Annotated in this window: 15 protein-coding genes and 1 tRNA gene; 15 read left to right on the top strand and 1 reads right to left on the bottom strand. The window is 64.5% G+C overall.

The genetic code is table 11. The annotated features are described in order from the left end of the window. Positions 1-203 precede the first annotated feature (203 nt). The 15 genes from ruvC to RUU78_RS09475 all read left to right on the top strand — a co-directional run bounded on the left by ruvC (position 204) and on the right by RUU78_RS09475 (position 11,842). The gene (ruvC, locus tag RUU78_RS09545; protein ID WP_313916075.1) at positions 204-725 is read left to right on the top strand and encodes a crossover junction endodeoxyribonuclease RuvC; all 522 of its coding nucleotides are present in this window, start codon (positions 204-206) and stop codon (positions 723-725) included. Further along, complete coding sequence (ruvA, locus tag RUU78_RS09540) at positions 722-1,315, top strand: Holliday junction branch migration protein RuvA (RefSeq protein WP_313915983.1); 594 nt, start codon at positions 722-724, stop codon at positions 1,313-1,315. Before ruvC ends, ruvA begins: the two co-directional genes overlap by 4 nt. Before the next feature lie 29 nt (positions 1,316-1,344). Further along, a complete protein-coding gene (locus RUU78_RS09535; protein ID WP_313915981.1) occupies positions 1,345-3,225 on the top strand; it encodes a potassium transporter Kup in 1,881 nt (626 codons plus the stop codon). Then, a complete protein-coding gene (gene ruvB, locus RUU78_RS09530) occupies positions 3,222-4,256 on the top strand; it encodes a Holliday junction branch migration DNA helicase RuvB (RefSeq protein WP_313915979.1) in 1,035 nt (344 codons plus the stop codon). Before RUU78_RS09535 ends, ruvB begins: the two co-directional genes overlap by 4 nt. 87 nt (positions 4,257-4,343) lie before the next feature. After that, positions 4,344-4,757 (top strand): tol-pal system-associated acyl-CoA thioesterase, encoded by a 414-nt coding sequence (gene ybgC / locus RUU78_RS09525; protein WP_313915977.1) that lies wholly within the window; start codon positions 4,344-4,346, stop codon positions 4,755-4,757. Continuing rightward, entirely contained in the window at positions 4,754-5,437 is a 684-nt protein-coding gene (tolQ, locus tag RUU78_RS09520) for a protein TolQ (RefSeq protein WP_313915975.1), read from the top strand. Before ybgC ends, tolQ begins: the two co-directional genes overlap by 4 nt. A gap of 40 nt (positions 5,438-5,477) precedes the next feature. Beyond that, the gene (tolR, locus tag RUU78_RS09515; protein ID WP_313915973.1) at positions 5,478-5,915 is read left to right on the top strand and encodes a protein TolR; all 438 of its coding nucleotides are present in this window, start codon (positions 5,478-5,480) and stop codon (positions 5,913-5,915) included. A gap of 8 nt (positions 5,916-5,923) precedes the next feature. Continuing rightward, positions 5,924-6,742: a cell envelope integrity protein TolA gene (locus RUU78_RS09510; RefSeq protein WP_313915971.1), complete on the top strand. Its 819-nt coding sequence runs from the start codon at positions 5,924-5,926 to the stop codon at positions 6,740-6,742. Further along, positions 6,732-7,097, top strand: a complete 366-nt coding sequence (locus RUU78_RS09505; RefSeq protein WP_313915969.1) for a hypothetical protein — start codon at positions 6,732-6,734, stop codon at positions 7,095-7,097. Before RUU78_RS09510 ends, RUU78_RS09505 begins: the two co-directional genes overlap by 11 nt. 12 nt (positions 7,098-7,109) lie before the next feature. Further along, a complete protein-coding gene (gene tolB / locus RUU78_RS09500; protein WP_313915967.1) occupies positions 7,110-8,456 on the top strand; it encodes a Tol-Pal system beta propeller repeat protein TolB in 1,347 nt (448 codons plus the stop codon). A 72-nt stretch (positions 8,457-8,528) separates the two neighbouring features. After that, the gene (pal, locus tag RUU78_RS09495; RefSeq protein ID WP_313915965.1) at positions 8,529-9,044 is read left to right on the top strand and encodes a peptidoglycan-associated lipoprotein Pal; all 516 of its coding nucleotides are present in this window, start codon (positions 8,529-8,531) and stop codon (positions 9,042-9,044) included. A gap of 7 nt (positions 9,045-9,051) precedes the next feature. Then, complete coding sequence (gene ybgF / locus RUU78_RS09490; RefSeq protein ID WP_313915963.1) at positions 9,052-9,999, top strand: tol-pal system protein YbgF; 948 nt, start codon at positions 9,052-9,054, stop codon at positions 9,997-9,999. A gap of 33 nt (positions 10,000-10,032) precedes the next feature. Further along, complete coding sequence (queE, locus tag RUU78_RS09485) at positions 10,033-10,758, top strand: 7-carboxy-7-deazaguanine synthase QueE (RefSeq protein ID WP_313915961.1); 726 nt, start codon at positions 10,033-10,035, stop codon at positions 10,756-10,758. A 119-nt stretch (positions 10,759-10,877) separates the two neighbouring features. Then, the gene (queC, locus tag RUU78_RS09480; protein ID WP_313915959.1) at positions 10,878-11,546 is read left to right on the top strand and encodes a 7-cyano-7-deazaguanine synthase QueC; all 669 of its coding nucleotides are present in this window, start codon (positions 10,878-10,880) and stop codon (positions 11,544-11,546) included. A gap of 221 nt (positions 11,547-11,767) precedes the next feature. Further along, positions 11,768-11,842, top strand: a tRNA-Lys gene (locus RUU78_RS09475). Between the two features lie 102 nt (positions 11,843-11,944). Here the strand turns inward: RUU78_RS09475 and RUU78_RS09470 are convergent. After that, positions 11,945-12,436, bottom strand: a complete 492-nt coding sequence (locus RUU78_RS09470) for a hypothetical protein (protein ID WP_313915957.1) — start codon at positions 12,434-12,436, stop codon at positions 11,945-11,947. Positions 12,437-12,500 lie beyond the last annotated feature (64 nt).

Here is a 12,500-nt window from a genome sequence, read left to right as displayed (position 1 = left end):
TGAGCCAATCGATGATGCTCGCACGCGAGTCCGCGGCCCGGCAACCGCGGCCGGGTTTACGCTGCACCGCAGCGAAGCTCTTGCTAGACTCGTCGGCTCAGGGTGGGCGAAGGATGCGGTACGACGATGGCCGGTGGCGATTCCACGACACGAACGACGCGCATCGCTCCGGCGAGCCGTACCTCGGGCGTGGCGGCCCGGCGATGACGCGCGTTCTCGGCATCGACCCCGGCTCGCAGCGTACCGGCATAGGCATCATCGACACCGATGTTTCCGGCAAGGCCGTGCACGTCTTTCATGCGACCCTGAAGCTGTTGGACAACGACAGTTTCGCGCTGCGCCTCAAGCAGATCTTCGAAGAGACCAGCGCCATCATCGAAACCTACCAGCCTGACGAAGCGGCGATCGAACGCGTTTTCATGGCCAAGAATCCCGACTCGGCGCTGAAGCTCGGCCAGGCCCGCGGCGCGGCGATCTGCGCGGTGGTCACACGCAATCTGACCGTGGCCGAATACGCGCCCAAGGAGATCAAGCAGGCCGTGGTCGGCGGTGGCGGTGCCGACAAAACCCAGATCCAGCACATGGTCTGCGTGCTGCTGCAATTGACGGGTAAACTCCAGGCCGACGCGGCGGATGCGCTCGCGATCGCGCTGACCCACGCGCATACGCGGGCCACGACGCAGCGCATCGGCATACCGCGCACCGCATGGAGGCGCAGGCGATGATCGGTCGGTTGAAAGGCGTACTCGTGTCCAAGCAGCCACCCTGGCTGATGGTCGACGTCAACGGCGTCGGCTACGAACTCGAAGCGCCGATGTCGACGTTCTATGACCTGCCGGAAACCGGTCGCGAAGTCACCTTGTGCACGCATTATGCGGTCAAGGAAGACTCAGTCGCGCTGTATGGATTCCTGCGCGAGGCCGAGCGCAGCCTTTTTAGACATGTGCAAAAAGTCAGCGGCATCGGCGCGAAAATTGCGCTGGCAATCCTGTCAGGCGCGTCGGTAGAGGAATTCGCGCGTCTCGTGCAAGGCGGCGACGTCGCTGCGCTGACCCGGATTCCCGGCATCGGCAAGAAGACCGCCGAACGCATCATCGTCGAGCTGCGCGACCGCGTCGACGCTTTGGGCGGCGGCGTGCCGGGCATCAGTCTCGGTGGCGCCGTGCCGCACGATCCGGTGACCGAGGCCAGCGTTGCGCTGCAGCAGCTTGGCTACAAGCCGGCTGAAATCAGCCGCCTGGTCAAGGACGCCGCCGCACCCGGCGACAGCGCCGAAGCCATCATCCGCAAAGCCCTCCGCGCTGCGCTGCGCTGAGTGTTACCCCTTCTGGCGATCGCGACGACATGAGCAGCACCCAAGAACACGGCAACAAGAACCTGTACGCCCTCGCTCTCGGCGCGATCGGCGTGGTCTACGGCGACATCGGCACGAGCCCGCTGTATACGCTCAAGGAAGCCTTCGGCCCGCACGGCGTCGCCGTGAGCCACGACAACGTGCTCGGTGTGCTGTCGCTGATCTTCTGGTCGCTGATCGTCATCGTATCGGTCAAGTACGCCACCTTCATCATGTCGGCCGACAACAAGGGCGAGGGCGGCATCATGGCGCTGACCACGCTGGCCCACCGCGGCGTGCGTTCGAGCGCGCGCGCGCGCTGGATCATCATGGTGCTGGGTCTGTTCGGTGCCGCGCTGTTCTTCGGCGACAGCGTGATTACGCCGGCGATATCAGTGCTCAGCGCCGTCGAGGGCCTCGGCGTGGCCGCGCCAGCGCTGAACCGCTACGTGGTTCCGGTCGCCGTGCTGGTGCTGATTGCGCTGTTTTCGCTGCAACGCAGTGGAACGGCGCGCGTGGCGCGCGTGTTCGCGCCGATCATGGTGATCTGGTTCCTCACGCTTGCGGCGCTGGGCATCATGAAGATCGTGCAGGCGCCGGAGGTGATCCAGGCGCTGAATCCTTACTACGCCGTAATGTTCTTCGTCGAAAACGGCCGCATCGGATTCTTCGTGCTGGCCTCGGTAGTGCTCGCCGTGACGGGCGCCGAGGCGCTGTATGCCGACATGGGGCATTTTGGCAAGCAGCCGATCCGTCGCGCCTGGTTCGCGTTCGTGCTGCCGGCCCTGATGCTCAATTATCTGGGGCAGGGTGCGCTCCTGCTCGAAGACCCGAGCGCCGTCAAGAATCCTTTCTACCTGCTGGCACCGCCGGTATTGCTGTATCCGATGATCGTGCTCGCGACGCTGGCCGCGGTCATCGCCTCTCAGGCAGTCATTTCCGGTGCCTTTTCGGTCACCCGCCAGGCGATACAGCTGGGTTATCTGCCGCGCATGGAAGTCGTGCATACCTCGCGCGAGACCATGGGCCAGATCTACCTGCCCTGGCTCAACCGCGTGCTGCTCGTGCTCACTGTCGCGGTCGTGATCGGCTTCCACAGCTCGACCAATCTGGCTGCGGCCTACGGCATCGCCGTGGTCGGCACGATGACGATCGATTCGTTCCTCGTGATCATCGTTGCTCGCCGCGTCTGGGGCTGGACGCGCTGGCGCGTCGCCACGCTTGGCGGTCTGTTTCTTGTCGTCGACCTCGCGTTCCTCGGTGCGAATCTCGAAAAAGTCGAGCACGGAGGGTGGTTCCCGCTCGTGCTCGGCGTCGTCGTGTTCATCGTGATGACGACCTGGCGCCGCGGCCGGGAACTGGTCATCCGCGAACTCAAGCAGGCGGGCCTCGCGCTGAAGCCGTTCATCGAATCCATCGCCGAGCACCCGCCGCTGCGCGTGCCGGGACATGCCGTATTCCTGACCGCCCAGCCCGAGGCCGTGCCGCATGCGCTGCTGCATAACCTCAAGCACAACAAGGTGCTGCACGAGCAGAACGTGGTGCTCACGGTGGAATGGCTGGAAACGCCGACGGCAGAGCCCGAGGAACGCATCGAACTGGTGTCGCTGGGGCATGAGTTCCATCAGCTCACGCTGCGCTACGGGTTCGCCGAGGACCCGGACGTGCCCGACATGCTGGCCAAGTGCGAGAAGGTCGGTCTGGTCTTCGACATGATGGACACGACGTTCTTCCTGAGTCGGGAAAGCATCGTCGCGACTGACCGGCCGGGCATGCCGCTGTGGCGCGACAGGCTGTTCGCTTTCATGCAGCGCAACGCCCTGCCGGCGACGGCCTTCTTCAAGATACCCGGCAACCGCCTGATCGAGCTGGGTACACAGGTGGAAATATGAACGACCGGCTCGCGTCGGGCGCGTCCACGCGCGAAGACGAGCTGCTGGAAGCGTCGATCCGCCCGCAGCGGCTGGCCGAATACCTCGGTCAGCAGGCCGCGCGCGAGCAACTGGGCATCTACATCGAGGCGGCGCGGCGGCGTGGCGGCGCGCTGGACCATGTGCTGATCTTCGGCCCGCCGGGCCTGGGCAAGACGACGCTGTCGCACGTCATCGCAAACGAACTCGGCGTGAGCCTGCGCACTACATCGGGGCCGGTGATCGAGCGCGCCGGCGACCTGGCCGCGCTGCTGACGAACCTGCAGCCCAACGACGTGCTGTTCATCGACGAAATCCATCGCCTGTCGCCGGTGGTCGAGGAAGTGCTGTATCCGGCGATGGAGGACTTCCAGATCGACATCATGATCGGCGAAGGCCCGGCGGCGCGCTCGATCAAGCTCGATCTTCCGCCGTTCACGCTGATCGGGGCGACGACGCGCGCGGGCCTTCTGACCAGTCCGTTGCGCGACCGCTTCGGCATCGTGCAGCGGCTGGAGTTCTACACGCCGGAAGAGCTGGCCGCGATCGTGCGCCGCTCCGCGCGTATCCTCGGCATCGCCTGCGATCCCATCGGCGCTGCGGAGATCGCGCGCCGCTCGCGCGGCACGCCGCGTATCGCCAACCGCCTGCTGCGCCGTGCGCGCGACTACGCCGAGGTGCGTGCCGGAGGCACCATCACGCTGGAGGTCGCCAGGGCCGCGATGGAAATGCTCAAGGTCGATCCCGAAGGCTTCGACGCGCTCGACCGCCGCCTGCTCAAGACCATCATGGAGAGCTTCGACGGCGGTCCCGTCGGCGCTGACTCGCTCGCCGCGGCGCTGTCGGAGGAGCGCGGCACGATCGAGGACGTGCTGGAGCCTTATCTGATCCAGCAGGGTTATCTGGTGCGCACGGCGCGTGGCCGCATGGTTACTGCGCGCGCCTATCATCATTTCGGCTTGAAGCCGCCGCGCCGGCCGGATGCGCCGCCGGATCTGTTTGAGCCCGCTTGAGTCCGGGTGTCACCGCGTTCAGGCGAACGCAGCTATGCTCGCCGCATCGTTTTGCGCGCAGAAACACCAACCGCCAAGGAAGAGTCGATGGTCTCTGCCCAGTTCTGCTGGCCGATCCGGGTGTACTGGGAAGATACCGACGCAGGCGGGGTGGTGTATCACGCGAGCTACCTGCGATTTCTCGAGCGCGCGCGCAGCGAATACCTGCGGCATCTCGGTATTGAGCAGGAGACCCTGCGCAAGGACAATGGCATCGTCTTCGTCGTGCGTGACATCGCGATCGGCTTCCTCAAGCCGGCGCGACTCGACGATCTGCTGGATGTCACCGTGGCATTGACCGAGCGGCGCCCGGCCAGTCTGGTGTTCGAACAGAAGATCCTGCGTGCGGCTGATGGCCTTCCGCTGGTCGAGGCGCGCGTGAGAGCTGCCTGTGTCGACGCTGCCGCTTTTCGCCCCCGCCCCATTCCCGACGACCTGTTTGTGGAGATTTCCAAGGCATGAACGCTGGTGATCTGAATCTTTGGCAGCTCGTGCTGCATGCGAGCCTGTTCGTCAAGTTCGTGATGCTCGTCCTGCTGGCCTTCTCGTTCCTGTCGTGGATGATCATCTTCCGCAAGCACACCATGCTGAAAACGGCATTGGGCAGCGCGAACGAGTTCGAGGAACGCTTCTGGTCCGGCGCCGACCTGGCCGCGCTGTTCCGCGAAGTCACCGGTCGCGGCGAACAGATCAGCGGCATCGAGAGCATCTTCGAAGCCGGATTCCGCGAGTTCGCCCGCCTGCGCCAGCGTCGCGGCGTTGATCCGCGTACCTTGCTCGAAGGCGCGCAGCGTTCGATGCGCGTCGCCCAGTCGCGCGAGATCGACCGCCTCGAGGGCAACCTCGAATTCCTCGCCAACGTCGGTTCGATCAGTCCGTACGTGGGCCTGCTCGGCACGGTCTACGGCATCATGATTTCGTTCCAGGGCCTGGCCAACATGAAGGAGGCCACGATCGCGAGTGTCGCACCGGGCATCTCCGAAGCGCTGATCGCCACGGCCATGGGCCTGATCGCCGCGATCCCGGCATCGTGGGCCTACAACCGCTATTCCAACAAGGTCGAACGCGTCGCCACGCGCTTCGAAGCCTTCACCGAAGAATTCTCGTCCATCCTGCAGCGCCAGGCGCACGTCGAGGAGTGAGCGCGACCCCGCGTTTTTTCCCCGACCGTTGGAGTCGCTGATGCAAACCCATCGCCGCAAACGCAAGAAGCTCAAGTCCGACATCAACGTCGTGCCATATATCGACGTGATGCTGGTGCTGCTGATCATCTTCATGGTGACGGCGCCGCTGCTGAATCTCGGTGTCGACATCGAGCTGCCCGAATCCGAGGCCGCCAAGAGCCTCAACGTCGACAAGGATCCGGTCGTCGTCACGGTCGATCCGACCGGTAAGCTGTTCCTGACCCTGCCCAAGGCCGAACGCGAAGAGGTCAGCGCCGAGGCGCTGAAGACCAAGATGGCCGCGTTCGTGCGCGTGAACCCCAAGCAGCCCGTCTACGTCGCCGGCGACGGCAAGGCCGAGTACAGCAAGGTCTACGACGCGATGGCGCTGCTGCAGGCCGCTGGCGTGCCCAAGGTCGGCTTGATGGGCCAGCCGCCCCAGGACAAGGCCAACTGAGCTTGCGCATGGCCAGCGACGAAAATCCCCTACTGCCGTGGCTGTATTCGCTGGCCGTACATCTCGCGGTCCTCGCCATCGTCAGCGTGAGCCTGTGGTGGACGAGCTCGACGGTGGCCGTGAGCATTCCTGGCCCCATCATCGAGGCGACCCTGGTCGGTCCGGCTCAGGCGCCCAGGCCCAAGGCCGTGAAGCCCAAGCCGAAGCCCGTCGAGGTCAAGCCGCCGGAGCCCAAGCCGCAGGCCGAAGAGCCCGCGCCCGAGCGGCCCAAGGAAGACAAGAAGGACCAGGAAAAAATCACCGACAAGCTCACCCAGCTCAAGGCCGAGGAAGACGCCAGGCTGCAGGAAGAGCTGAAGAAGAAAGAGCAGGTCGAGCTGGCCGAGAAACAGGCCGCCGAAGCCGAAAAGCAGAAGAAACTCAAGGAAGAAAAGGAACAGCAGCAGCGCGACAAGAAGGCGCGCGAGCTCGCTGCGAAAGCGGAAGCCGAACATCTTGCCGCGATGATCGCGGAGGAAGCCAGGACCGGCCAGGAAGGCACCGATTCAAGCCTCGAGGCCGAGTACTACGCCGCGATCCAGAGCGCCGTCACGGCCGCATGGCTGCGTCCGGACACAACGCCTCCCGGGGTGCGCTGCACGCTGGAGATCACGCAGATCATCGGCGGCGACGTGATCCAGGCCGTGGTCGTCAGTCCGTGCAACGCCGACGCTGCGACGCGAACGACGCTGGAGCAGGCGCCACGCCGCGCTTCGCCGCTGCCGTATTCGGGTTACGAGAAAGTGTTCAAGCGCAAGATTCGTTTCGAGTTCACCTATGACGGCTGACCGTGCGTCCTGGTCTGCCGGTCTGCTCGGCCTGCTCCTGCTGTGGTCTGTCGGTGCACGTGCCGATCCGGCCGCGCCTATGCAGGCCTACATAGAGTCCGTCCACGCCGCAATCATGCGCACTTGGGTACAACCGCCGTCGACGCGGCCGGATCTGCATTGCCCGCTGGGCATCGACCAAGCTGACGGCGGAGCGGTCGTTCAGGTTAGCTTCGGGGACGATTGCAATGCTGATGCGGCCACGCGCGAAGCTCTCGAGCGCGCTGTGCGCAAAGCCTCCCCGTTACCGTATGCCGGTTTTGAACGCGTCTTTCAGCACCGCATGCACCTCGTTTTCAAACACAGCGGTCACTAGAGCAGGATCGATATGCCAGCCAATTCCATTTCCCGATTTGCCAGCCTGTTGCTCTGCCTGCTCGGCACGGCCGCGCAGGCGCAAAGCCCCGCGTCCGGCCCAGGCCTGAGCAGTGATGTTCCGACCATCGTGATCAGGGACGGTACCGGCTCCGCCTTGCCGATCACCGTCGTCCCGTTTGCGTTCGAAGGAGCCGGTGCACCGGCCGAAACGGATGTGTCCGACGTGGTGCGCATGGATCTCGCGCGTTCCGGCAAGTTCAGGACGCTGGACAAGAAGGACGTCGTCGAATTCCCCTCCCGCGGCGGCGACATCAAGTTCCCGACCTGGAACCTGCTCAAGCAGACCTATGTCGTCGTCGGCCGCATGACCGATGCCGAAGGCGGCGCGATGCGGGTCGAGTTCGAACTCTACGACGTGCCCAAGCAGGAGCGGCTGCTAGGCCTCGCCATCACTGGCCAGCGCAGCGACCTGCGCGGCGTCGGCCACCAGGTCGCCGACCTCATCTACGAAAAGATCACCGGCGTGCGTGGCGCATTCTGGACGCGCATCGCCTACGTCACCGCCGCTGGCGTCAGCCCGAACATCAACTACGCGTTGATGGTGGCCGACTCGGACGGCTACAACCCGCAGGTGCTGGTGCGCTCGCGTGAGCCGCTGCTGTCGCCGTCGTGGTCGCCGGACGGCAAGAAACTGGCCTACGTCTCGTTCGAACGCGGCGATTCGGCCATCTACATCCAGGAAATCGCGACCGGTTCGCGCCAGGTCGTCTCCAACCGCAAGGGCATCAACGGCGCACCGGCGTTCTCCCCGGACGGCAGCAAGCTGGCCCTGACCCTGTCCTACCTCGGCAATCCCGATATCTTCGTCATGGACCTGGGCAGCCGCGAGACCAAGCGTCTGACCAACCATTTCTCCATCGACACCGAAGCTCAGTGGATGCCCGACGGCCAGACCCTGGTATTCACGTCGGACCGCTCCGGCAAGCCGCAGCTGTATCAGGTCTCCGCCTCCGGCGGCGACGCGACCCGCCTGACGTTCCAGGGCGAGTACAACGCGAAGTCCTCGATCTCCTACGACGGCAAGATGTTCGCTATGGCGCAAGGCACGGGGAATGTGTATCGTATTGCGGTTTTGGACCGTAGCACGGGCGCGGGGACGATGAAGCCCATCTCGCCGGGCAGCGTCGACGAGTCACCGAGTTTTGCACCGAATGGAAGCATGCTGCTGTACGCCGCGACCGACGGACCGCGCGGCGTACTGTATGCGGTGTCTGCTGACGGTCGCGTTCGCCAACGTCTGGTTCTGGCGGACGGCGATGTTCGTGAGCCGTCGTGGGGTCCATTCCGCCAGCGATAAATCAAAGACGCCGGGTAACCGGCGCTAGTTACTGACCTTGTAATCTGACCTGACCTCCTAAGGACTACACCCATGAACACCTCGCTCCGCCTCGCCATCGCTGCCCTGCTCTGCGTCACCGCCGTTGGTTGCGCCAAGAAGGTCAAGCCGACCCCGACCCCGACCCCGGCAGAAAGCACCTCGCAGACCACGACCGACCGCGGCTCGGACACCGGTGAATACACCGAAGCCAGCCTGAATTCCGATTCCTGCCTGCGTCAGCGCGTGATCTACTTTGATCTGGACCGCACCGAAATCCGCGGCGAGTTCCAGGCCCAGATCGCCTGCCACTCCAAGTTCATCCGCCAGTTCCCGAACTACAACGTGACCCTCGAAGGCAATGCCGACGAGCGCGGTTCGCGCGAGTACAACCTGGGTCTGGGCGAGCGTCGCGGCAACGCCGTGCAGAGCGGCCTGTCCTCGGCCGGCGCGCCGGGCACCCAGCTCAACGTCGTCTCCTACGGTGAAGAGCGTCCGACCTGCAAGGATCACAGCGAAGATTGCTGGTCCAAGAACCGTCGCGTCGAAATCGTCTACACCAAGAACTAAGCAATAAATGAAAGCGATGCGCGTGATCACCAACCTGATCGGTGTCCGCATCACAGTCGCGGCGGCCTTGGCCGCCGCGACTGTTTCCATGCCGGTCGCCGCGGAACGCCTCAGTCTCGCCGAGCGCGTCACCGCTCTGGAAACCCAGGCCCAGGCCGGCCAAGGCAATCTCGATCTCGTCAACCAGTTGCAAGCGCTGCAAACCGAAGTGCAGCAGCTCAATGGCCTGGTCGAGCAACTGCGCCATCAGCTCGACGAGCAGAAAGAGCGCAGCAAGCAGCAATACATCGACCTCGATTCCCGCATCGGCCGCCTCGAAGGCGGTGGAGGTGGAGCCGCACCCGGCGCCGCGCCGGCGAACAGCGGCCAACTCGACGATATTCAATTGGGCGCGCCGACCGGTGCCGGCAGTACGCCGCCGCCGCCGCCGTCGACCGATCCGTCGCTGTCGCTCGACAGCCCCACGGCCAGTACCATGCCCGGCGCCGCTGCTCCGCGCACCATCGAACCGGCAGCTGCGGTCGCCACGCCGCCCCCGGTGGCCAGCGGTACGCGTTTCGATCCGGCCTCCGAGAAGGCGACCTACGACGAAGCCTTCGCCGCCCTGAAGGATGGCCGCTACGCCGAATCGGCGCGCCGATTCCAGGCCTTCATCGACGCGTATCCGTCCAGCGAACTGACCGCCAACGCCTACTACTGGCTCGGCGAGTCCTATTACGTCACGCAGAACTATCGCGTCTCGCTAGACACCTTCCAGACCCTGCTCAAGTCCTATCCGGACAGCCAGAAGGCGCCCGACGCGCTGCTCAAGACCGGCTACTGCCAGTACGAACTCAAGCAGTGGGAGCCGGCCAAGGCAACCCTCACGCGCGTCGTGCAGAAATATCCGGACACGACCGTCGCGCGTCTGGCCCAGGGCCGGTTGCGCGCCCTCCAGTCAGAAGGCGCGCGCTGAGCGCCTTCCCACTGAATTCCGGCGGCTGCGGCCATGTCGGCTGAAGCTGCCTCTCCCGCACATCCCGCCTCGACGACCGCTTCCGTAACGGAGCGGTCGCCGCCGGCCGCGCTGCTGGCCGAGCGCCTGCGCATCACCGAGATCTTCCACTCGATCCAGGGCGAAGCCGATGCGGTCGGCTGGCCTACTGTGTTCGTGCGCCTGACCGGCTGCCCGCTGCGCTGCACCTGGTGCGACACCACCTATTCCTTCCATGGCGGCCAGTGGCGCCAGATCGACGACATCCTCGCCGAGGTCGCCAGCCACGGCGCGCGTCATGTCTGCGTGACCGGCGGCGAGCCGCTGGCGCAGAAGCGCTGTCTGCTGCTGCTGCGCCGGCTCTGCGATGCGGGCTACGAGGTGTCGCTGGAAACCTCCGGCGCGCTCGACGTGTCCGCCGTCGACGTGCGCGTGCGCAAGGTCGTCGACCTGAAGGCGCCGGACTCGGGCGAATTCAAGCGCAACCGCTGGAACAACCTCGATCACCTGCGCGCGCACGACCAGGTCAAGTTCGTGCTGGCCGGCCGCGCCGACTACGAATGGGCGCGCGACACCGTGCGCGTGCACGCGCTGGACGCGCGCTGCCAGGTGCTGTTCTCGCCGGTGCACGCGAGCCTCAAGCCGCGCGATCTGGCCGAGTGGATACTGGCCGATCGCCTGCCGGTGCGCATGCAGCTGCAATTGCACAAGCTACTCTGGGGCGAAGAGCCAGGGCATTAGCGCAACTCGTGGGTGCGCGTAGTCAGCGCCTGCGCGCAAGCGCGGCGTGATCGCAATGAATTCCGCGCTGCAGTGCCTGGCACGCCAGCGCCATCGATCCGAACCAAGGTAGCCGCCGCATGAGCAAACCCGCAGTCGTCCTCGTTTCCGGTGGCATGGATTCCGCCGTGGTCCTGGCCATCGCGCGCGAGCAGGGCTTCGCGTGCCATGCGCTCAGCGTCGCCTACGGCCAGCGCCACGTATCCGAACTCGACGCCTCCGACCGCGTCTGCGCGATGCTCGGTGTCACGTCGCACAAGACCGTCACCATCGATCTGCGCAGCATCGGCGGCTCCGCGTTGACCGCCGACATCGATGTGCCCGAACAGGGCGGCGCCGGCATCCCGGTGACCTACGTGCCCGCGCGCAACACCATCATGCTGTCGATCGCGCTGGGCTGGGCCGAAGTGCTCGGCTCCAGCGACATCTTCTGCGGCGTCAACGCGGTCGACTATTCAGGCTATCCCGATTGCCGTCCCGCCTTCATCGAAGGCTTCCAGCAACTGGCCAACGTGGCGACCAAGGCCGGCGTCGAAGGCGCGCAGATCCGCGTGCACGCACCGCTCATGCGCATGAGCAAGGCCGACATCGCGCGCGAAGGCACGCGCCTCGGCGTCGATTTCGGCGCAACCGTGTCCTGCTACCAGGCCGACGACAAGGGCCGCGCCTGCGCCCACTGCGACGCCTGCCGCCTGCGTGCCGAAGGGTTCAGAGAGGCCGGGCTGATCGATCCGACGCGGTATCGCTGAGCGCTGCTGCCGCACACGCTGATCGACAGCGCCGGCGTGGTCACCGCCGCGAGCGGTCGAGGTGAGCCATTCGACCAGGCGGATGCTTCGGTAGCGGTGATCAGTACGACAGAGCCAGCGGCTCACCCACCTCAATCCGCTTGTCCGAACCGCAGACACGCTCTAAACTTCGCGTCCCTCGCGCGCGCCGGCCTCCGCCAGCGCCCCGCAGCACCCTCCGTGGGCCGTTAGCTCAGTGGTAGAGCATCGGACTTTTAATCCGTTGGTCGATGGTTCGAGTCCATCACGGCCCACCAATAGAATCAATTGCTTACGCTGCATCTGCCTGTGGATAACAGGCCATTCCGTAATTTCGTCCGTAAAATTACAAGGCTCGGCGCCTGCACAATCGCCGGTCGTTACGTCGGGGGCGGCGCGGTCTTTTTCGTTGCTCTAAGATCGCAGTTGTATCTATCGCCGACGCGATATAGCACCTCAAGCGCATAGTCAGATGCCGCCGTGTGATACACCGCCAACTGCCTCGCGCGAATCTCAACCTTCTGACCTAGCTTTAACCTTAGCCATGGGCACTGGGATCTGAGTCGCTTGTCGCAGCGGCCGTTCCGGTGGGCGATGACGTTGCGTACTTGCTGCAGCTCGAAGATTGCCCGTGACGTATCTTCCGGCACTTTGCCTGATAGCCCTACGGCATCGAGCAGTGTCTCGAATCGATTTATACCTTGCTTCAATGCTGAGGAAGTATCTTTCTCTAGCATTTCTACCAAATACGCCATCTGTTCAATTCTGTTTAGCTTGTAGTACTCGCTCAATTTGATGGAAATTCGCTGAAATACCGCGTGTTCCAAGGTTTTGCGCTCATGAGCGAGCAATCGGACTAGGAGATCTTTCACTAGGTTTTCCGGGTCTTCGCGGATCAGTGTGGGTGTAGCCGAGCGTTTTCAGGCAGTGCGGGCA

Source organism: Tahibacter sp., from assembly GCF_032229445.1.
Taxonomy (GTDB): Bacteria; Pseudomonadota; Gammaproteobacteria; order Xanthomonadales; family Rhodanobacteraceae; genus Tahibacter.
The sequence above is the reverse complement of the archived record's forward strand: the minus strand, read 5'-3'. Positions and strand labels throughout refer to the sequence as shown.

What these genes read in the sequence shown, in the direction of transcription:
- tolQ (WP_313915975.1), top strand. Translation starts at nt 4,754, where the DNA reads ATGAACGCTGGTGATCTGAATCTTTGGCAGCTCGTGCTGCATGCGAGC.
- tolB (WP_313915967.1), top strand. Translation starts at nt 7,110, where the DNA reads ATGCCAGCCAATTCCATTTCCCGATTTGCCAGCCTGTTGCTCTGCCTG.
- RUU78_RS09505 (WP_313915969.1), top strand. Translation starts at nt 6,732, where the DNA reads ATGACGGCTGACCGTGCGTCCTGGTCTGCCGGTCTGCTCGGCCTGCTC.
- queE (WP_313915961.1), top strand. Translation starts at nt 10,033, where the DNA reads ATGTCGGCTGAAGCTGCCTCTCCCGCACATCCCGCCTCGACGACCGCT.
- pal (WP_313915965.1), top strand. Translation starts at nt 8,529, where the DNA reads ATGAACACCTCGCTCCGCCTCGCCATCGCTGCCCTGCTCTGCGTCACC.
- ruvC (WP_313916075.1), top strand. Translation starts at nt 204, where the DNA reads ATGACGCGCGTTCTCGGCATCGACCCCGGCTCGCAGCGTACCGGCATA.
- ruvB (WP_313915979.1), top strand. Translation starts at nt 3,222, where the DNA reads ATGAACGACCGGCTCGCGTCGGGCGCGTCCACGCGCGAAGACGAGCTG.
- queC (WP_313915959.1), top strand. Translation starts at nt 10,878, where the DNA reads ATGAGCAAACCCGCAGTCGTCCTCGTTTCCGGTGGCATGGATTCCGCC.
- RUU78_RS09510 (WP_313915971.1), top strand. Translation starts at nt 5,924, where the DNA reads ATGGCCAGCGACGAAAATCCCCTACTGCCGTGGCTGTATTCGCTGGCC.
- RUU78_RS09535 (WP_313915981.1), top strand. Translation starts at nt 1,345, where the DNA reads ATGAGCAGCACCCAAGAACACGGCAACAAGAACCTGTACGCCCTCGCT.
- ybgC (WP_313915977.1), top strand. Translation starts at nt 4,344, where the DNA reads ATGGTCTCTGCCCAGTTCTGCTGGCCGATCCGGGTGTACTGGGAAGAT.
- ruvA (WP_313915983.1), top strand. Translation starts at nt 722, where the DNA reads ATGATCGGTCGGTTGAAAGGCGTACTCGTGTCCAAGCAGCCACCCTGG.
- tolR (WP_313915973.1), top strand. Translation starts at nt 5,478, where the DNA reads ATGCAAACCCATCGCCGCAAACGCAAGAAGCTCAAGTCCGACATCAAC.
- ybgF (WP_313915963.1), top strand. Translation starts at nt 9,052, where the DNA reads ATGAAAGCGATGCGCGTGATCACCAACCTGATCGGTGTCCGCATCACA.